This window comes from Fibrobacterota bacterium (genome assembly GCA_019509785.1).
GTDB lineage: Bacteria > Fibrobacterota > Fibrobacteria > UBA11236 > UBA11236 > Chersky-265.
The window spans coordinates 19,161-39,792 of the sequence record JAEKLQ010000031.1 but is presented as its reverse complement, the minus strand read 5'-3'; the positions used below and the strand labels follow the sequence as shown (position 1 = coordinate 39,792).

Here is a 20,632-nt window from a genome sequence, read left to right as displayed (position 1 = left end):
TTCCTGGGAATAACGCTGACTCCGTTCCCTCGGAGAAACGGCCGTCCCGCGAAGATAGACGTTTTAAACAGGCTACAAAAGAGATTAGTTGGGGCCTGCCGGATCAGGGGCGCGTTTATTGGGTGTCGATTTCCTTTGCATACGAGATTTGCGAAAGCGAATTTAATTGGCTTAAGAGTCCTCCCTTGGCTTCAGGACTCTTAAAGGCCATGGAAGGAATTCGCGGTATCATTCAAGCCAGGAATCAGCAATGAAAACCATCCTAATAGCCGATGATGAGCCGGCCGTGCTCACCATGACCGCTCTGTTCCTGCAAAAGGCAGGCTACGCCTCCTTAAAGGCGGTGGACGGATCGCAGGCGATGGAAATATTGCGCGCGAATCCCGGCGTCGATGCCCTGATCTCCGATATCCGCATGCCCGGCATGACCGGGTTCGAGCTGGGACGCGCCGTCCGCGCCATGGATTCCTCCATGCCCATCCTCCTCATGAGCGGATTCGCCGGGCACACGCGGGAAGAGAGCCAGGGGCTATTCGAGCAACAGAATATCCAATTCCTTCCCAAACCGTTCACCGCGAACCAGCTGCTCGCCAGCGTGGAAATCCTGTTCGCGATGCAAGTCGCCTGAGCCTAGGCAGAGGCCGCCGTGGCCAGCCGGATGCGGTCAAGCAGGCCCGCCCGGGTTATCGGCAATTGCAGTTGAACGAGCCCATCCGTCCCATCCCCGCCCGGAAGATGGAATGCCTCGGGCGTGGCGGGAATCGCCAAGGCGCGTAAGGACGAATGCCGCGTCTTGAGGCGGGCCATTAGCGCGGAAGCACGCGCTTGGGCGCAGGGGTCTTCGGTGATCAGCAAATGCAAACCGGGCATCGAATCGGCGGAGGCTTGGGCCGAGGCCGGATCGGCGGCTTCGGCGACGGCGAATCCTTCGCCCGCCAAGGCCCGCGCGAGAAAGCGCCTTAGGGAATCGTCCGCGGAGACGACCAAGGCCATGCGGGCGCCGGGATCGGGCGAATGCCCGATGGGCTTTCCTTCCTCCGGATCGATCCAGGGGAAATGGGCCCGGAAAACCGAACCTTGGCCCGGTTCGCTTTCCACCGAAATGAACCCTCCGCTCTGCCGGACGATTCCATAGGCGGTGGAAAGACCCAACCCGTTCCCGCTGCTTTGCGGCCCCGATCCGGCATCTTCAGGCCCTGCGACGGCGCGCTCTTCCTTGGTGGTGAAGAACGGCTCGAAGATGCGGGCCCTCACGTCTTCGGTCATGCCCGTCCCGTCATCGCGCAGGGTCAGCATGACGTAAGGCCGCGGGATCTGGTCCGGACCGATCGCGATCCCGTCCAGCGTTTCCAAGGTCAGGACTCCGCCGGCGGACATGGCTTCGCGCGCGTTCAACGCCAGGTTCACGATGAGTTGTTGCACCTGCCCGGGGTCGGCCCGCACGCGTCCCAGGCCGGCCGCTTGCGTTCGCTCCAGCCGGATATCGTTGCCGAGCAGTCGGCGCAGCATGCGGTCCATGTCATCGAGGGTGGTGTTCAGATCGAAAACGGCGGCGGCCATCACCTGCCTGCGGCCGTAGGCTAAGAGCTGACGCGTCAACTCCGTAGCCCGTTCCCCGGCCCGTTTGATTTCGGAGAGGAAATCCCGCAAGGGACCTTCTTCCGGAGCAATGGATAGCCCGATTTCGCTATAACCGTTGATGGCCGTGAGCAGGTTGTTGAAGTCATGCGCCAATCCGCCCGCCAGGCGCCCGACCGACTCCAGGTTACGCATCTGGCGGGACTGTTCTTCGGCGGCTTTCCGCTCGGTGATATCGACGTTCGCTCCCACGAACCCTAGGAAAGATCCGTCCGGGCTTAAGCGCGGGGAAACCATGCCCAACAGCCAGCGCCAAGCGCCGTCCCGGCGCCGGAAGCGGAATTCCGTGCGGAAGCCCGCGCGGGCTTCCCAGGCCCTCGCGTATGCGGCCTCGACCATGCCCCGATCTTCGGGATGAACGCCTTCCATGCCGCTATTGAGTTCATGCTGTTCATCCTTGCCGGTGAATTCGAGCCAGGTCCGGTTCACGTAAGCGCGGCGGCCTTCGGAATCGGTGGCCCATAGGAGGGCCGGGGCGGCATCGGCCATTCCCGCGATCGTCCCATCCGTCGGCTGCGGGGCACGGCTTCCTTCGGGGGGTCCTTCCTGGAACTCGGCGACCTTGAGTTGTAATTCGACCAGTTCGCGTAGGGTTTCCGACTCGCTTGCGCCCGTGCGCAAGGGACCGCATGGGATCAAGGAGTCATGGGCGTCGCAGATTCCGGAAAGCCGATGGTTTCGCCCCCGAAAGCAGCCGATGGGGTAAGCGCAAAGCAAGGAGAAGGCTACCGTCCGCCCCAGCTTGTTCCAGAGCTGCTCCAACGCCAGGGCGGCTTCGGGATCCTCTTGGGCCCAGGGCAGCGTTCCCATTCCGGCGAAAGCGCGTAAGGCGGGTTTTCCCGCCGACGCCTTCGCGATCAAGCCGCCGATCACGCGCATGAAAAGATCCTCGTCAGGGCGTCCGTCGGGCGATAGAATGCGGTCCAGGACCTGGCGGGCATCGTGGATGTAGAGGCGGCCTCCCTCTACGGCGGCTTTAGGGTCGATGCCGATTCCGGTTAAGGCGGGGAACAGGGCCCGGCGATGTTCCGGGGATAGGAAGACGAGGTTGGCCTCGCCCCAACCCAGGCCCGGGGAAAGAAAAGCGGCCAACGCTTCGATGCATTCTTCATCGCGGGCGTAGAAACGGACCGCATGCCCGTGGCCCGCGGGAGAAGAGAAGGGGACGGCAGGAACGTGGGCGGGAACGGGGCCGCCGCCCGGGCCATCTTCGCGCCAGTCGCCGGAGCCCGAAGGTTTCATTCTTTTGCGCACCTCGGGATGCGGTTCCCCCTCTTGCCATGGACATCTTTTTTTGGCCGGATCATGGTGCGCTCCTAACCCTATATCGATATTTAGGGGGCAGGCGCAAAGAAAAAGTGGAGCGGCGGTAGGGGAATTTCTACGTCCAAGGGCCGTATGTTGTCCCTTCCCGGCGGGCCGCGCCTTTGTTCGGCGTTTTTCCTCATCCTCCCAGGATTTTTGGCTTTCTTGAAGCCACCCACGTATAGGCTGTGGAAGCTTTCCATCCTGGTGCGCGAAGGCGGCCATTGGATGGTGCTCCCGTGCTTGCTTTTGGCCGGAGAGGCCTTCCGGAGCGGCGATTCCGTAACCGTCGCGGGGATCCCGGCCGCGGCCATCCTGTTCCTGGCCGCGGCGGTCATGTATGGAGTCACCCTGGCCCGCGCGTATTTTACGGCGGCCTCTTTACAGAGGGAATTCCAGGCGGCATGGGGCGAAATTATGCCCGGGTCCGGCGGTTTCCGTCGCCTGCATCCCATCGTTTTCCCCGATCTTTTCCGCGGGATCCGCATTGACCGGTTCGAGCCCGAAGCGCATGTCTTTTCCCGGAATGGCGAATGGGAACTCGGGCTCGAATTCTTCCGGGCCCGCGGATCGGCGGGCAAGGCCGCATGCGTATTACTGCTCCACGGAGGCGGATGGGACGGCGGCTCGCATGCGGATTTCCGGGAGCTGAACCTTTTCCTGGCCTCGCAAGGGTATGCCGTGGCGTCCATGGAGTACCGTCTCTCGCCCCGCTTCAATTACCCGGCGCCGGTCGAAGATGCGCGGGCGGCCTTGGCCTGGCTGAAAACCCATGCCGCGGAGTTGGGTATCGATGCGGGCCGGTTCATCTTGGCCGGGCGTTCGGCGGGCGGCCAAATCGCCCTGCAAGCTGCCTACCTCGATCGCGATCCGTCCGTTCGGGGGGTGATTTCGTTTTATGCCCCGGCGAATATGGTGATGGCCTACCATTACCCGGGCAATCCCCTGATCCTGGATTCCCGCAAGTTGATCGTGAACTATCTCGGGAAGGAAGGGGAGTCGGGGCTCCCCCTCGCGGTGGCTTCATCGCCTTTGGAAACCTTGGATGCGGGCGCGCCACCCACCCTGCTTTTGCATGGCCGTCCCGACGTGCTGGTTACCTTCCATCACGTGGAGCATATGCGGGAAAAGCTGGCGCGCCTGGGGGTGAAACGCTTCGAGGTGGATCTGCCTTGGGCCCCGCATGGCTACGATTACGTTTTCCGCGGCCCGGGATCGCAGATAAGCCTGTACTTCATCGAGCGGTTCCTAGCCGCGGTCGCGGGCGGGCCATGATCATGTCAATGCGCGAAGGCGTAGGGTGATGGCCTTTTCCGGGCACGCCTCCACGCATTTCCCGCAAGCGCGGCAAGCCTCGGGATGGATCGCGAAGGCTTGCCGGTTCCCGTGGGCCCGCACCTTGAGGCGGGCCAGGAAACCCAGCCCGGCCTTGTCCGTATCGGTTAGAGGATGGATTTCCAGTACCGAGTAGGGGCAGGCCGGGACGCAGGGGCCTTTGGCCTCGCAACGCGAGCGATTGACGACGGGTTCGAATCTACCGGCTGGCTGGGGGCACGATGCGGAGGAGGGGGCGGCGTCCATCTATCGACCTTACCTCCGAGCCGTCTATTCGCAGGCTTCGGCTACGAGGCGAACGATGGAATAGTCGGAGACGGAGGCTTCCGGAAGTTCCCCTTCGCGGAGGGCCACGACGGAATCTTTCGCCGCGTCATGCCCCGAGCCGCACAAACCTTCCGAAGCCATGGCACGACGGGCCAGGACCCACTCCGGATGATCCTTGGGCAAGGTAAGGGTATCCAACTCCGATTCGACCGTTGAATCCGCATTGGGCATGATCTTGGCCTGGCCGAAGATGCCGAACGCCACCAGAAGCATTTTAACTACGAAAAGCATGTCCTAAAACTAAGCTGGGGAGATTGCCGTCTTTTCTCCCCCTTGTAACGGAATGTAACTCAGGGGAACCGGCCGCCACAGGCCCCGGAATTCGATCCGCCTCGCTGGAGGCCCCGTATTTGCGGGCTTCCGAAGGATCCCGGCGTTCGGGATGAAGTTAGAAAAGAGGGTTGGCGTTTTTCCACGAGAATTTGGCGTCCTTGGCCTTATATTAGGTCTTGCCCGGGAAATAGGAATAGGGGAGGGGTCATGAATCGGTCGGGTTTCTTTGCGGTTACCCTATGGTTCCTTTCCTCGCTGAGCGCCTTCGCCCAAAGCCAAAACCTGACCATGCGCATCGGCGGTACGGCCCGGAAATATATCCTGTACGCCCCCACCGGCCTCGCCGCCCAACCTCCCCTCGTTTACGTCATCCACGGTTTCAACATGTCCGGGCAGCAGGAAGTGCAACTGACGCAGATGAACAAGGTCGCCGACAGGGAGAAATTCCTCGTCGTCTATCCCGATGCGCTCCCCGATAGCAATAACCAGCAGTCCTGGAACATGTCGGGCCCCAACGATTTCAACTTCATCCTGGCCATCATCGATTCGGTGGACGCTAAATACCACATCGATAAGAACAAGGTCTACGCCTCGGGTTTCTCCCAGGGCGGATTCATGTCCTTCCAACTGGGCTGCCGGTACGCGGATAAGTTCGCCGCCATCGCGCCGGTATCCGGCCTTTTGACGGGTGCCTGTAACGTGACCCGTCCGGTTCCCATGTTCCTCACCTTCGGGACCGCCGACGTGGCCACGCCGGACAATTTCATGAAGAGCGTCGACGCGTGGGTGAAGATGATCGGCTGCCCTGCCGCCCCGAAAGTGACGAGCCCTTATCCCGCCAGCAACGCGAAATCGGTGGTGACCCGGCTGGACTATGCTCCGTGCAAGGACGGTTCCGAAGTCATCGCCGATTCCGTCCAAGGCGGGCCGCATGAATGGCCCATGAATACGACGACCAAGGTGAACAACAGCGAAGAGGTATGGGCCTTCTTCAAGAAGTTCACGTTAAGCGGCTCTGCGGCGATTTCCCCGCCCGCGACCGGGGCCGGGAAAGCATATCCTTCCGCATTCTATTCGAATGGCATCGTCCGCCTGCAAGGGGCGGGAAAAACGGCCGCGGTGCGGATCGTCGATAGTCGGGGCGCCTTGATGGCGGCCGCTCCCGCCGGGCGAACCGAACTGGAATTCCAAGCTGAACCGAGCGGCGTATATCAGGTCCTGGTGAAGGACGACGTTAGGTCGTACGCGCTCAAGATTGTGGTCCCCTAAGGAGGTATGATGAAGCATTTCGGCCTATGGGCGGCGCTTTCCGCCGCTGCGCTCCCGATCACCGGTTTCGCCCAATCCCTGAAGATGCAGTTCGGAGGGGTGGCCCGGACCTACATCCTCCACGTTCCGACCGGCGCGCCCGCCAATCCTCCCTTGATGTTCGTACTTTGCGGCCACGGCATGACCGGCGCGCAGCAGGAGAGCGATACCAAAATGGACGGGATCGCCGATCGGGAAAAGTTCATCGTCGTCTATCCCGATGCCATCGCCATGAACTGGGATCAGGCCGGGGATTCCGATTTCAAGTACTTCGTGGCCCTTATCGATACCATCGATGCCAAATACCACATCGACCGGAACCGGGTCTATGCCGCGGGCTTTTCCCAAGGCGCCGGCATGACGCACGGCGTGGGCTGCGGATACGCGGACAAGTTCGCCGCCATCGCGCCCACCTCCGGTAACATTCCGGCTACCTGCAAGCCGGCCCGGGCCATCCCCATGTTCCTGACCTTCGGCACCAAGGATATCGCCACTCCCGCCGTTTTCATGAACAGCGCGTCGACTTGGGCGAGCTTGGACGGATGCCCGGCCACCCCCACGGTCATGCGCCCATATCCGGCCACCAATTCCAACTCCCTGGTGACGCGAATCACTTGGAGCCCATGCAAGAACGGCACGGAGGTGATCGCGGATTCGATCAAGGACGGGCCGCATGAATGGCCCATGAACACCACGACCAAGGTGAACAATAGCGAAGAGGTCTGGTCCTTCTTCAAGAAGTTCACCTTGAGCGGGACCACGGCCTTGCCGCGAGCGGCCGCCGCGCGTCCGACCTTCCGGGCGACCTACGCGAACGGCATGGTGCGATTGCAGGGGACGGCGGAGAGGGCTTCCGTCCGGGTTTTGGATCATCAAGGCAGGCTGGTGGCCGAAGGCGCCGCCGGGCAAGGCGAAATCGATTTCCGCGGGAAACCGGCCGGGGTTTATCGCGTTGTCGTAAGCGGGGAAGGCCGTACGGGCGCCTTGGAATTGGTGGTTCCATAATCTTCCGGGCGGATCGCATGCAGCACCTGAGGATTTCCGTGGCCGTCCTAGCCTCTTTGCTCGCCGGGGCCTTCGCCCAGGATCAGACCATCCAGTTCGGCGGAGTCGCGCGCCATTTCATCCTGCACGCCCCCACGGGCCTGTCCAAACCGCCCGTCGTCTTCGTCCTGCATGGCTCGGGCATGACCGGCGCGCAGATGGTGACCAATACCAAGATGGATGCCGTCGCGGATAAGGAGAAATTCCTCGCCGTCTACCCGAACGGGATCAACAACTCCTGGCAAACCGCGCCTGCCACCGATTTCGAGTTTCTCCTGGCCATAGTCGACACCCTCGACGTCCGATACCATATCGATCGCGAACGTGTTTATGTCTCAGGTTTCTCCCAAGGCGGTGTCATGGCCTACCATGCCGCCTGCCGGTACGCGGATAAGTTCGCCGCCGTAGCCCCCGTCTCGGGGCGGATCCAGGAGACTTGCGTCCCGAAGCGGACCATCCCGCTGCTCGCCATTTTCGGCACCAGCGATGTGCTCACGCCCGACGCTTTCATGAAGGACCTCGGGATCATAGCCGATTTCGATGGCTGCCCGAAAACGCCGGCCATCACCCGCCCCTATCCCGCGGGCAATGCCAGCTCCGTCGTTACGCATATGGAATTCGGCCCTTGCAAGGACGGTATCGCGGTCTGGGCCGACTCCATCAAAGGAGGGCCGCACGAATGGCCCATGGACACGAAGACCAAGATGAACGGCAGCGAAGAGGTTTGGGGCTTCTTCAAGCAGTGGACATTGCATGGGGCGGCGACTTCCGCCCGGCCCTTGCCCGGAGATAAACGCGCCCGGATATCCGCCGCATATGCGGCGGGCGCTTTTAGGCTGGATGGGGTCGAACCGGGCGTGCGAATACGCATCCTGGATCTTCAGGGCCGGGTCGTGTTCGAGGCGAAAGCCCGGGCGGGTGAAATCCCCTTCCGGTCCAAGACATCCGGGGTTTACCGGCTGGTGGCGGACGGGAACGGGTGGACAGTGTCCGCCCTCATGCCGGTGGTTCCTTAGTCCCGGGACCACGATGCGATCCCCAAATACGATGTTTTTTCCAATTTGATTGAAAACCCGACTTACTGCTCAAGTCGCTTCCAAGGGGGAAAAGAGCCTTTGGCGCTCGGTACCCAATGGGATTCGGGCTTCTCCCGCAACCCCAGAATATGTCCCGGGATGGCGAAAGGGTTTATAATAAAAGGAGGATGGGAAACAGCGGGTTCCGCACCCAAGCCGGAAGTTCCTTGCGACGAAGGGATCCGGCACGTCCCGGCGGTCCGGGCGGCATAGCCTCCCAAGGCGGCCCGTTTCCCCGCATAACCTCGAATCGCCATCCATCGGGTAGTCGCGACCGCCAGATCGTCATCCGCGGCCGGGCCCGTCGAACCGGCGCCCGCGCGCCGTGGCGCTCCGGAGCCCGCACTCCCGGACAGGGTAACTTGTATGTTACTACGGATAAGCTTGGAGGACGTCCATGATCGCGAACGCCGGCACGGGAGCGCAAGGGCGCGGGGAAGCCGCGACCCTCAAGGCTTCCGACTTCATCCACCTTTCCTCCATCAACGAGGCGCCCAACCAGGTGCTGGGCGATCGCCTCATCCGCCTGGAAACCTTCCAGGATTTTTCCGACAAGGGTACGGTGGTGGCGGGCGGGAACGCGGCCGCGCGCAACTGGACCGATAAGAATTTCATCCCGATAACCCTTTCGACCCAATGCATCGATTGCCTGCATTGCGTAGTGGCCTGCCCTCATCATTCCATCGGCTATGAAGTGGGCGACCGCGCGGTGGAGCCCATCTTCCATCTCTTCACCAAGACCTTCAACCTGCTGCCGGGCGTCAATCTGGATCCGCGCACCGAAACCCATCAGGTCAAGAAGGGCGCGACCAATTACAGCCATTGCAAGGGATGTTTCGTATGCGCTTCGGCATGCCCGACGGGCGCCATCCATTTCGTGCCCGCCGAATTGGTGGACGTGAAGAAGTACGACGGGCAGCCCATTACGCCCGGCCGGGTGGCGGAAATCTTCAAGTCGCCGTCCGCCGAAGGCGAGCAGAAGGTCCAAGGTTGGATCAAGGATGCCGCCGCCATCGTGGCGGCCCATCCGGCGCGGGAACTATCCGGCGCCGCCCCGCAGGTCTTCAACGGATCGTCGATGTTTTCCGACTTCACCTTCCAAGCGAAGTTCGACAACGTATCCATCTTCCCCATCACCCCGAACACCTCCCTCTTGAAGCATATCGAGGAGCGCGCCTCCAGGCAATCCCCCGATGCCCAGCACCACTTGCAGTTCCGCCCTTGCCTCTCGGAAGAATCGGGATATGCCTGGCTGACGGGATCGGCCGTGCGCGGGAAGCGCTCCCTGATGGCACAGGGCTCGCAAAGCCTGGCGCAGATCTACGAGTTCATGAACATCAATCCCGGCTTGCACTTGCCCATCTTCATGCTGGAGCTGACCCGCGCCTTGTCGCCGGGCACGACCACCAAGCCGGACCATACCACCACCTTCCGGACCTCGGATACCGGCGAGATCATGCTTTTCGGCCGGGGCATCCAGGACGATTACGACAAGGCCATGCTGTTGCTCAAGCTGATGGAGTCGGAAGGCGTGTGGATCCCGGGCCGCTTGGTGGTGAAGGGATTCGTGGAGACGCATACCTTGACTTCGGAGAAGCAAGGGCATTTGCAAAAGTTGAGCGACGCGGATGCCGACGCATTCCTGGGGCGGCCGCAGAATCCCTTCGTATTCGACGATAAGGAAAACCGTTCGGTGGGCGTGCTGGACATGGACAGCCGTTACGCGGAGCAGCGCCAGGCCATCGATGAGGTTCTGAGCCGGGCCGGCCGCGCCTTCGACGGGGCGGCCGCCGAGCTGGCGCGCTTCACGGGACGTCCCGCCCTGCGCAAGGTGGAACGCTATCCCGCGGAAGGGCCCCTGGATTTCTGCATCATCGGCCTGAACGATCCGGACATGTCGGCGGCGGAGTACGTGGCCGGGCGCTTGCGCGACCAGGGCGTCCGTTGCGGAGTGGTTTCCATCAACCTGTACCGCCCCTTCCCGGCGGAAGCCCTGCAGGCGGCGATGGCCGGATGCAAAGCCGTCGCCGTGGTGGAATACAATAATTGGTCGGGGCGATCGGGGGGCGGCGTCCTGGCTCAGGAAATCCGTTCGGCCCTGTACGATTTGGATCATCCGCCCTTCCTGGTCTCCGCCACCATCGGCCTGGGCGGCCGCGCGGTGACCATCCCGCATTGGGTGGCCCTTTTCCGCATGCTCTCCGACTTGTCGTCGGGCCTTCCCGAGACGCGCGCCCACAAATGGCTGAAGGAACATGCCCCCGGCCATTCCTTCGTGCTGGGAACCCGCGGCAACGCGTATCCCCAGACCGATGCGTCCTTCGACGTTCCCCTGATGGAAGAGGGAGTGCGCCAGATAGCCGTGATCGGCAAGGGCGGCCAAGGCCTGTTGCAATTGAACTCCATCTTCACCGGCTTGGCCAGCGTGAAAGGCCAGTATGCGCTTTCCATGGCCGGATTCGGCGCGCTCCAGCGCGGCGGCGGCATCACCTTATCCATCAAGCAATCCAATGAGCCCATCCGCGATTGGTCGGACATCATCATGGCCGATACCATCATGGCCTTCGATGGCGACGTGTCCCTGGAACCGATGCTCAAGCAACTTAGCCCGGGCGGTATCCTGATCCTGGACAGTGATGAGGAAACGGCGCGTCGTTACCGCGGACTGATGCCGCCGGGCGGACGCATAGTGCTGATTCCCGCCAAGGGGATCGCGCGCCGGTTGTTCGGAAGCGCCGCGCGGACCAACATGATCCTATGCGGGGCCATGCTCGCGAATATGGGCGCGGACGATGCGGAGGAACTGCTGGCCCTGTTGGACGCGGTCGGGCAAGTGAAAGGCGTCGAGAAGGAGGCGCGCCTGCTGTTGACGCCCAAGAACCGGGAAGCGGTGGTGGCGGGCTTCCTGGCGTACCGGAAAGCGGATCAGGAGTCCAAGCTGGCCTTGCTGCGTCCGCCGGGGACGGCGCCCGATGGGAAGGTGCCGGCGGCGTTCGCGGGCGAGGATTGGAGCGCGGGAAGCGGCCCCGGAGAGGAAAGCGGGCCGGCCTCGCCGATGGAAAGCTTGGAACAGTTCCAAGCCCGCATCCTGCCCGAACCCATACTCAAGGCGTTGGATAATCCGCGCAAGCTACGCATGCTGGAGAAACTGTACGGCCTCAAGAAATGGGCCTATCAGACTATGTTCCGCTTCCACCCGACCATCAACAAGGTACAAAGCATGTACATCGCCCTGAACGGCACGGGGCCGCTCACCGCGGGCGATATGGCATGCGCGGGTTGCGGGCAGATGAACATCTTCCGCACCGTGTTCAACTACCTGGGATATCTGCAACAAGACAAGGGCAAAATCTACGTCAGCGAGCAGGATGGCTGCGGTACGGTGATCTCCGGCCTGAACCGGACCTCGATTTGGAACCTTCCCTATATCCGCATCGCCTTCGAGACGGCCCATGGCGTGGCCTCCGGGTTGTCGCATAACGTGGCTTCCGGCGATATCGTGGTTTCCATTTCCGGCGACGGCGGTTTCATCCAAGGATTGCGCTCGGTCGAGGATGCCTTGCATCAGCAGGATCCCATCTTCCACATCGTGGTCATCAACCAGACCTTGGGCAATACCGGCGGGCAGGCCACGGCCACGACCATGACCGGCGCGAAGACCCGCGACGGGCACGTCTCGCGACGGGAGCCGCTCAACTTCCTGAAATACGCGGAGAAATTCCGGGTGCAGGGGGCGGTGGCCTCGACCGTGCACCTGGCGGATCTATACCGTAAGCTGCAGTGGGGTCACCACGTGGTGCGGGAAGAGCGGAAGCCGTTCCTCCTGTTGATGCACTTCAGTTGCCTGGAGCAGGGAATGAACCTGGCCAGGGCCTTAGGGGCCCAGAAGATGGCGCTCGACTCCCACTTCTATAATCTCTACTCGCTCAGGTACAAGGAAGTAAAGGACCGCGAAGGCCGTACCCTATACATGCGGAAGCGGACGACCATCGATTGGTTCCCGTGGACCTTCGGCAAGCGAAGCTGGAAGAAAAAGCTGCAAAAGTATTACTCCATCCAGAAGATGATGTCGCATTCCGCGCATGACGACGCGGCCTTGGAGCGCGATTATTGGCTGCTGCGCGGGGAGTGGAAGCTGCTTGCGGAAGAGATGGGCTTCTGGCGCTACCGCTTGGCTTACCTCCGCAACATGTTCTCCATCCACCGGGCCACGGTGGCGCGGCTCATCCATTGGGAAATCCCCGCAGCGGCGGAACAATGAACATGGACTGGCGCGAACGCCTGAAGTCCGTCGCCGTTATAGGCGCGGGCGGCAAGATGGGGAGCGGCATCGCCTGGGTGGCCCTGAAGGCGATGGCCGACCTGGATGCGCTTTCCCATGGGTCCCCGGGTTCGGGAGAATACGAACTCGTCCTCATCGATGCCGATCGGAAAGCGTTCGGGCGGTTGCGGGAATACCTGCGCGGGCAGTTGCTCAAGAACGCGGAAAAGAATATTTCCGAGTTGCGGGCCTGGGCGAAGGACCGCGCCGAATTGATCGAGAACGGGGAGATTATCGAGGCATACGTGGACGGCGCCCTGGCGATGGCCCGCTGGGGGACGGAAGTCGCCGAGGCCGCCTCCGCGCGGATCGTATTCGAAGCCGTCTTCGAGGATGCGGCCCTGAAGCGCGAGCTTTACGCGGGGCTGAAATCCCGCTGCTCCCCCGAAACGATTTTCCTGACCAATACGTCTTCCATCCCCATTTCCCAGCTGGACGAAAGCGCCGGCTTGGACGGGCGTCTGCTGGGATTCCACTTCTACAATCCGCCCGCGATCCAGAAGCTGGTCGAATTGATCCCCGGGAAGCGCACGCGGCCCGAAGCGATCGCCTTGGGAAAGGATTTGGGCAAGGCCTTCGGTAAGACCATTGTCGCGTCCAAGGATGTAGCGGGCTTCATCGGCAACGGGCATTTCATCCGGGAGTTGCTCTTCGCCTTGGAAAAATACCGCGAATTGCGGAAGGAGTGGAGCGAGCCGGAGGCCTGGTACTTATTGAACAGGACCACCCAGGATTTCCTGGTCCGGCCGATGGGCATCGTGCAATTGATGGACTACGTGGGCTTGGACGTGTTCCAGATGATCGCCAAGGTGATGCGGGAGCATCTGCCCGCGAAGGGAAACGGGGGGAGCATCTTCGCGGATGCGACCCTTGACGCGCTTCTGGCTGCCGGCATCAAGGGCGGCCAACGGGGCAGCGGCGAACAGAAAGACGGACTTCTCCGTTACGAGCGCAACAAGCCGGCCGGCGTCCTGGCCGACGCCCTGGCTTCGGAAGGAAACCGCTACGTTTCCCTGACCCAACCCGGCCGCTTCGCAAAGGCCGATGCCTGGTTGGGTGAGCCGCCTTCCCCGGCTAGTCCGCCCGCGGCCCGGATTTCCTGGTCCCATCTATCCAAGGATCCCGGTAAAGCCGCCAAGCTTTCCGCCTATTTCGGCGTCCTGAAGAAGGCTCCCGGGAACGGCGCCCGTCTGGCGCGGGAATTCCTCGATCATTCCCGGATCGTGGCCGAAGATTTGGTCCGCGACGGCGTGGCGGCGTCCCTCGACGACGTGGGCCAGGTGCTTAAGTTGGGCTTCTTCCACCTGTACGGGCCGGCCGACTGGGGCCAGGGGTAACCGCCATGAGACCCATGGGAAAACGCGTTTTCCTCGCCGCGGGCCATAATACCGTCTGCTTCGGATCGGGACGGAAGGAATTCCATCCCAAGCAACCCATGCCCACCTTCGAGTCGTACCTCAAGGACGCGGCCCAAGGCGTGCTGGCCCAAGTGCCCCATCCGGATTTCGACGAAGGCGTGATCGCCAATTTCATGGCCGGGCGCTTCCTGAAGCAGGGCAACCTGCCCGGCTTTCTGCCCATGGCCGTGCCCGGCCTGAAGGGCAAGCCCTGCGTCCGGGTTGAAGGGGCGTGCGGATCGGGCGGGTTGGCCTTGGCGGCCGCCGCGCGATCCATCCTGGCCGGCACCGCCGATACGGTCTTCGTAATGGGTTTCGAAGTGCAGAACCTGGTGAAGGCCGTGTACGTGGCGGATATCCTGGCGGGAGCGGGGTATTTCAACGGCGAGCGAAAGCGCGGGCACGCCTTTTTCTTCCCCGGCACCTTTTCGGACCGGGCGGGGGCGTATTACCAACGTTACGGGGAGGCGGAGGCCCGCAAAGGCATGGCCAAATGGTTCGAGCGCGCCATCCTGAACGCCCGGAAGAATCCCAAGGCCCAGGAGCATCATAACGCGGCATCCGATCTCGTGGCCCTGGGGATGACCCCGCCGGACGGGCGGAAATTCGTGCCGCACCTGAACCTCTACGATTGCTCGAAAGTTTCGGACGGGGCTTCGGCCCTGGTGATGGCCAGCGAAGAGGGCCTGAAGCGTTTGGGACTGGCGAAGGCGGAGGCCATCGAATTGGCGGGCTTCCATGGCAGCGAAGGCGATATCACCGGGCGTCCCGCCGATCCCACCGTGTTGGAGAATACCGCCAGGGCGGCGCAGGGAGCCTTGGGAATGGCCGGGATCGGGAAGGAAAACATCGGCGTGCTGGAGCTGCATGATTGCTTTTCCATCACGGGATTATTGGCCCTGGAAAGCCTCGGCTTCGCCGCACCGGGAAAGGCGCCCGGATTCGTCGCGGAAGGCGGGGTAGCGCCGGAGGGACCCCTCCCCGTGAATCTATCCGGCGGTTTATGCGGATTCGGACATCCGGTGGGGGCGACGGGGGTGCGCCAGATGGTGGACCTCCTTGAGCAGTTCACGGGCAAGGCCCCCAATCCCGCCAAGGTGGGCCGCGCTGGCAAGGAACATGGTATGATGGTAAGCATGGGCGGGAACGATATGACCGTCACGGCATTGGTGGTGCGGAAAGCGGAGTGACAGATGATACAGAAAACGGGCGACCTGAAGGACATCAAAGGCATATCCGAACGCGATCGCAAGATGATCGAGGAAGCCGAGGCCATGCTCGGCCCCGAGCCCGGGGAGATGGGATTCATCAAGAACCTGTTCTGGGGGAACATCCGCCAAGAGTTGGCTTTCCCGTATCCGGAAGTCTCCGCGGAAGAGAGGGATCGCTGCGATGCCATCCTGGCCAAGCTGAAGGATTACCTCGAGAACGAACATCCCCGCATCCAGATCGATCAGGAAGAGGCCATCCCCGATTGGTGCATCAAGAAGCTTTTCTCCCTGGGCGTGATGGGGATGAACATCCCCAAGGAATACGGCGGGCAAGGCTTGGGGGTGACCAGCTACAATCGGGCCTTGGAAATGATCGGATCGTATTGCGCTTCGACGGCGGTGGTGGTTTCCGCGCACCAGTCCATCGGCTGCAAGGCCCTGGTGGTGTTCGGGAACGAAGATCAGAAGAAGAAGTGGCTACCGCGCCTGGCCAACGATATGCTCTCCGCCTTCTCCCTGTCCGAGCCCAACGTGGGCTGCGATGCGGGCGGACAGGAGACGCGTTGTAAGTTAAGCGAGGATGGCCAATACTATATCCTCAATGGCGAGAAGAAATGGTCCACCTCGGGAGCGCTATCGGGCATGTTCACGGTAATGGCCAAGCAGTCGTTCACCGATGCCAAGACCGGCAAGGCGCATGACGCCGTTACCGCCCTCATCTGCACGCCGGACATGCCGGGCGTGGAGGTGATCGAGAAGAACCGCAGTAAATGCGGCATCCGCGGGACCTGGCAGGCGCGCATCCGCTTCACCAACGCCCGCATCCCCAAGGCCAACATGCTCCATAAGGAAGGCAAGGGACTGCAAGTGGCCCTCACCTGCCTCAACTACGGGCGCTGTACCTTGTCGGCGGGCATGTTGGGTTCCGCGCGCACCTGCATGGATCAGGCCGTGAAATGGTCGCAGACCCGATACCAGTTCAAGCGTCCCTTGGCCGATTTCGAATTGGTGCAGCAGAAAATCGCGCGCATGGCGGCCTATTGCTACGCAATCGACTCGGTGCTTTATTTCACCACCGGCATCCTCGATCGGCACGATTCGGACATCATGGTCGAGACGGCGGCTTGCAAGATCTTCGCCTCGGAGATGGGTTGGCGCGCCATCAACGACGCGGTGCAAATCATGGGCGGCGAAGGCTACATGACGGAGAACGAGGTGGAGCGCGCCTTCCGGGACGCGCGCATCTACCTGATCGTGGAAGGCGCCAACGAGGTGATGCAGTCCTTCGTTTTCAGCTACGGCGGCAAGCAATTGGCCGAATCCATGCTGGGCATCCAGGCGGCGCTGACGTGGAATAGCCAGGAAAGCCTGCCCGGCAACGTGGTCCGCATCGTCCGCCACGCCATGAACCTCCCGATACTGAAGCGGGCCTTGGGCATCGCGGGCGAGGTTTTCCTCGGCATCCGCAAGGACGCGCCGCGCCTGGTCGGCATGCATTCCGATCTCGCGCCGTGGGCCAGCCGCTTCGAAAAGCTGGTCCAGGATCATGCCTACCAGTTCAAGAAAATCAGTTACCAGGTGCAGGAGAAGATCGTGACGCGCGGCGCCATCCACGCGCGCTTGGCGGACATGGCCATGTGGCTGCACGCTTCGGCCTGCGTGCTTTCCAAGCTGGACAAGCAACTGAAGGCGGGCGCGACGGGCGCGGCCTGGGAACGCGATCGCGCGGCGGGCCTGCATTTCCTGGATATGGCCGCGCATGAATACCACCATTGCGTGGAATCGCTTTTCCGCAATCCGGACGAAACCATGGAATTGGCCGCCAAGGCCGCCTTGGCTTATTCGGATACCCTGCCGCACGCGCGCTTCGTACTGCCCGAGCGTTCGCCCAACGCCATGGGCCAAGGGCGCGCGGTCAAGAAGGAATTCATCAAGCAGTTTCCCGGGACGCGGGCGGCATGAACGGAGGGCGGTCCCATGGCGCGGGGGCCTGATAGCGTACGCATCGGTAATGGCGCGGGCTTCTGGGGAGACAACCTGGACGCGCCTATCCGCCTGGCCGAGACGGGGGAGTTGGATTTCCTGACCCTCGAATACCTGGCCGAACTCACCCTCTCCATGCTGGCGCATCAACGCCGTCGAGACCCGGATGCGGGTTACATTCCCGATTTCCCCGAGACCTTGAAACGGCTGATCCCGAGCCTTAAGGCCCAGCCGGCTTTAAGGATCGTGACCAATGCCGGCGGACTCAATCCGGAAGCCTGCGCGCGGGTCGCCGCGCGTCATCTCGCCGAAGCGGGGATGGGGGAGACGCGCATCGCTTGGATCACCGGAGATGATCTTTTGCCGCGCCTGAGCGAACTGAAAGCCGCCGGAGAGCGCTTCCACCATTTCGACGCGCCGGGACGCGAGCCGCCTACCGCTTTCGTCAGCGCCAATGCCTATTTGGGAGCCCGTCCCATTTGCGAAGCGCTCGATGGAGGGGCCCGCATCGTCATCACCGGGCGCGTGGCGGACGCCTCCTTGACCGTGGGCCCGGCCATGCACGTTTTCGGCTGGGACTGGGAGGATTGGGACATGTTGGCCGCCGCCAGCTTGGCGGGCCATCTGATCGAATGCGGGGCCCAAGTCACCGGCGGCCTGCGCACCCGGTGGCGCGACGTCCCCGATTATGCGCGCATCGGCTATCCCATCGCGGTCCTGTCGCGTACGGGCGACTGCATCATCACCAAGCCGCAGGGATCCGGAGGCCTGGTCGACAGGGAGACCGTAACCGAGCAGTTACTCTACGAGATCGGCGATCCTTCGGCCTACCTCACTCCCGACGTGACCCTCGACCTGACCGGAGTCGAGGTGGACGACTTGGGACGCGACCGGGTGAAGGTTAAGGGAGCCAAAGGCCTTCCGCCCCCCTCCACCCTGAAAGTCTCCTGCGCCCATGCCAATGGCTTCGCCGCCAAGGGAGATTTGGTGGTCTGCGGCGCCGATGCCCCGGAGAAAGCGCGGTCGTGCGGTGAGATGATCATCGATCGGGTGGGATTGGCGGGATTCACGCTCGCGCGTACGGAAATCGAATTGCTCGGTACCGAGGCGGCTTTACCGGGTGGTTTTTCGCCTGAGGGGCCTTTCGGTAAGCTGGCCGCGCCGGCCCGCGCCACCGGCAGCGCCGGAGGGATCCCGCCAAGGGAAGTGGTCCTGCGGGTGTCGGCCTGGGATTCCCGTAAGGAAGCCATCGAGAGGTTTTGCCGCGAGTTCTCGCCCATCATCACCTCGGGCCCGCCCGGAGTCACCGGATACGCCGGGTCCCGGCCCAAGCCTCGCCCCGTGCTTTCCTATTGGCCTTCGACCGTATCCCGGACGCGCGTCCCGGCCCGCGTCCAAACGCGCTCGGCGACCGAACTCGCCGCGAAGCAGGAGGCCGCATGATCCACCTGAAGGATATCGCCCATGGCCGCAGCGGCGATAAGGGCGATCATGCCAATATCGGTATCATCGCCTTTACGCCGGCGGGCCATGCGTATTTGGCGCGCGAGCTCACCGCCGAAAGGGTGCGGGACTGGTTCCATGCCTTAAGGCCCGCGCGAGTGGATCGATTCGAACTGCCGCGGCTACCCGGCTTCAATTTCGTATTGCGGAACGTGCTGGGCGGAGGCGCGTCGGATTCCCTTCGCACGGATACGCAAGGGAAGGTGTTGGCGACCGCATTGCTGGAAATGCCGCTTTCGGATCCGCCCGATCTCATGGACATGCGTCCGACCGCGGAAGGAAGCGAAGCATGATCCGGCGCGGGGAGCAGGATGCGGCCATGGACGAGAAATGGCGCGAGAACGTCGTCCATAACGCGGCGCTGCTCGACGAATTGCGCGAGCGCCTGCGCTTCGCCAAGGGCGGCGGTGGTCAAGAGGCGGTGGAAAAGCACGTTGGCCGCGGCAAGCTGCTGGCCCGCGATCGCGTTTCGCTATTGCTCGATCCGGAATCGGATTTCCTCGAGCTCTCCCCGTTGGCCGCTTTCGGCATGTACGATGACGCATGCCCGTCGGCCGGGATCGTAACTGGCATCGGGAAGGTGGCGGGCATCCCTTGCATGATCGTCGCCAACGATGCGACGGTGAAAGGGGGAAGCTATTTCCCCATGACGGTGAAGAAGCACGTGCGCGCCCAGGAAATCGCCGAGCAAAACCGTTTGCCTTGCATCTATCTGGTGGATAGCGGCGGCGCCTACTTGCCGCTGCAATCCGAGGTTTATCCCGACCGTTTCCATTTCGGCCGCATCTTCTACAATCAAGCCCGCATGAGCGCGCAGGGCATCCCCCAGATCGCGGTGGTGATGGGCAGTTGCACGGCCGGCGGGGCGTACATCCCCGCCATGAGCGACGAGACCGTCATCGTCCGTAACCAAGGAACCATCTTCCTGGCCGGACCGCCTTTGGTGAAGGCATCGACGGGAGAAGAGGTGAGCGCAGAGGATCTCGGGGGAGGGGAGATGCATACGCGCAAATCCGGCGTGGCCGATTATCTCGCTGAAGATGATCGGGACGCGTTACGCATTACCCGGGACATCTTGGCGGGCATCGCGCGGACTTGGCGGCCAGAACCGCTCTTTCCCCGCGCAGCCGATTGGAAGGAACCCCCGGCGAGCGCGGAAGATTTCCTTGGGCTTGTCCCGAAAGATCTGCGCACTGCATTCGACGTGCATCAGGTAATCAATCGAATTGCCGACGACGGATCGTTCCAAGAGTTCAAGCCGTTGTACGGCAAGACGATAATCGCCGGCTTCGCCTCCATTTCAGGCTATCCGGTGGGCATCATCGGCAATAACGGCATCCTTTTCAGCGAAGGCGCGTTGAAGGCGGTCCATTTCATCCAGTTGTGCGAGAAAAGGTCCACTCCCCTGGTATTCCTGCAAAATATACCAGGATTCATGGTTGGACGGCATTTCGAAGAAGGCGGCATCGCCAAGCATGGCGCCAAGATGGTCACGGCGGTGGCCACCACCAAGGTCCCCATCATCAGCCTGATCCTGGGGGGATCTTACGGGGCGGGAAATTACGCGATGGCCGGAAGGGCCTACGACCCTCGTTTCCTGTTTTCCTGGCCCAACGCGCGCATCTCCGTCATGGGCGGCCATCAGGCCTCCAAGGTGCTTTCCCAGGTTAAGATCGAGCAATTGAAGTCCCAAGGCCGCAAGCTTTCCGCCCAGGAAATCGAGGATCTGGAACGGCCTATCGTGGAAGCCTACGAGCGGGAGGGATCTCCCTATCATGCCACGGCGCGCCTGTGGGACGACGGCATCGTAAGCCCGTTGGAAACGCGCAAAGTGCTGGGCCAATGCCTGGAGGCGGTGCGGCACGGGAGTTGGAGCAATGGGCATGGGTTCGGCTTATTCCGGATGTAGCG

Annotated in this window: 15 protein-coding genes; 12 read left to right on the top strand and 3 right to left on the bottom strand. The window is 62.3% G+C overall.

Annotation, left to right across the window (positions count from 1 at the left end; genetic code table 11):
* The first annotated feature begins 250 nt into the window (after positions 1 to 250).
* On the top strand, positions 251 to 628 hold the full coding sequence (locus JF616_07655) for a response regulator (GenBank protein ID MBW8887618.1): 378 nt from the start codon (positions 251 to 253) through the stop codon (positions 626 to 628).
* Positions 629 to 630: 2 nt separating this feature from the next.
* Here JF616_07655 and JF616_07650 read toward each other — a convergent pair whose 3' ends face one another.
* On the bottom strand, positions 631 to 2,880 hold the full coding sequence (locus JF616_07650) for an MEDS domain-containing protein (protein MBW8887617.1): 2,250 nt from the start codon (positions 2,878 to 2,880) through the stop codon (positions 631 to 633).
* Positions 2,881 to 3,108: 228 nt separating this feature from the next.
* On the opposite strand from JF616_07650, the gene JF616_07645 reads away from it, so the two are divergent.
* On the top strand, positions 3,109 to 4,218 hold the full coding sequence (locus JF616_07645; GenBank protein ID MBW8887616.1) for an alpha/beta hydrolase: 1,110 nt from the start codon (positions 3,109 to 3,111) through the stop codon (positions 4,216 to 4,218).
* On the opposite strand, the gene JF616_07640 is transcribed toward JF616_07645, so the two are convergent.
* Entirely contained in the window at positions 4,219 to 4,524 is a 306-nt protein-coding gene (locus JF616_07640) for a 4Fe-4S dicluster domain-containing protein (protein ID MBW8887615.1), read from the bottom strand.
* 24 nt (positions 4,525 to 4,548) lie between these two features.
* Complete coding sequence (locus JF616_07635) at positions 4,549 to 4,818, bottom strand: hypothetical protein (protein ID MBW8887614.1); 270 nt, start codon at positions 4,816 to 4,818, stop codon at positions 4,549 to 4,551.
* 267 nt (positions 4,819 to 5,085) lie between these two features.
* On the opposite strand from JF616_07635, the gene JF616_07630 reads away from it, so the two are divergent.
* The 10 genes from JF616_07630 to JF616_07585 all read left to right on the top strand — a co-directional run bounded on the left by JF616_07630 (position 5,086) and on the right by JF616_07585 (position 20,630).
* On the top strand, positions 5,086 to 6,147 hold the full coding sequence (locus JF616_07630) for a hypothetical protein (GenBank protein MBW8887613.1): 1,062 nt from the start codon (positions 5,086 to 5,088) through the stop codon (positions 6,145 to 6,147).
* A gap of 6 nt (positions 6,148 to 6,153) precedes the next feature.
* Positions 6,154 to 7,191, top strand: a complete 1,038-nt coding sequence (locus JF616_07625) for a hypothetical protein (protein ID MBW8887612.1) — start codon at positions 6,154 to 6,156, stop codon at positions 7,189 to 7,191.
* 38 nt (positions 7,192 to 7,229) lie between these two features.
* Positions 7,230 to 8,246 carry a prolyl oligopeptidase family serine peptidase gene (locus JF616_07620; protein ID MBW8887611.1) on the top strand — a complete coding sequence of 339 codons (1,017 nt, stop codon included), beginning with the start codon at positions 7,230 to 7,232 and terminating at the stop codon, positions 8,244 to 8,246.
* Positions 8,247 to 8,703: 457 nt separating this feature from the next.
* The gene (locus JF616_07615; protein MBW8887610.1) at positions 8,704 to 12,567 is read left to right on the top strand and encodes a 2-oxoacid:acceptor oxidoreductase family protein; all 3,864 of its coding nucleotides are present in this window, start codon (positions 8,704 to 8,706) and stop codon (positions 12,565 to 12,567) included.
* Between the two features lie 2 nt (positions 12,568 to 12,569).
* Positions 12,570 to 13,964: a 3-hydroxyacyl-CoA dehydrogenase family protein gene (locus JF616_07610; GenBank protein ID MBW8887609.1), complete on the top strand. Its 1,395-nt coding sequence runs from the start codon at positions 12,570 to 12,572 to the stop codon at positions 13,962 to 13,964.
* A gap of 14 nt (positions 13,965 to 13,978) precedes the next feature.
* Positions 13,979 to 15,214, top strand: a complete 1,236-nt coding sequence (locus JF616_07605) for a 3-ketoacyl-CoA thiolase (GenBank protein ID MBW8887608.1) — start codon at positions 13,979 to 13,981, stop codon at positions 15,212 to 15,214.
* A 3-nt stretch (positions 15,215 to 15,217) separates the two neighbouring features.
* A complete protein-coding gene (locus tag JF616_07600) occupies positions 15,218 to 17,197 on the top strand; it encodes an acyl-CoA dehydrogenase family protein (GenBank protein ID MBW8887607.1) in 1,980 nt (659 codons plus the stop codon).
* A gap of 15 nt (positions 17,198 to 17,212) precedes the next feature.
* Entirely contained in the window at positions 17,213 to 18,661 is a 1,449-nt protein-coding gene (locus tag JF616_07595) for a DUF1446 domain-containing protein (protein ID MBW8887606.1), read from the top strand.
* The gene (locus tag JF616_07590; protein MBW8887605.1) at positions 18,658 to 19,014 is read left to right on the top strand and encodes a hypothetical protein; all 357 of its coding nucleotides are present in this window, start codon (positions 18,658 to 18,660) and stop codon (positions 19,012 to 19,014) included. Before JF616_07595 ends, JF616_07590 begins: the two co-directional genes overlap by 4 nt.
* Positions 19,011 to 20,630, top strand: a complete 1,620-nt coding sequence (locus JF616_07585) for a methylcrotonoyl-CoA carboxylase (GenBank protein MBW8887604.1) — start codon at positions 19,011 to 19,013, stop codon at positions 20,628 to 20,630. Before JF616_07590 ends, JF616_07585 begins: the two co-directional genes overlap by 4 nt.
* The last annotated feature ends 2 nt before the right edge of the window (positions 20,631 to 20,632 follow it).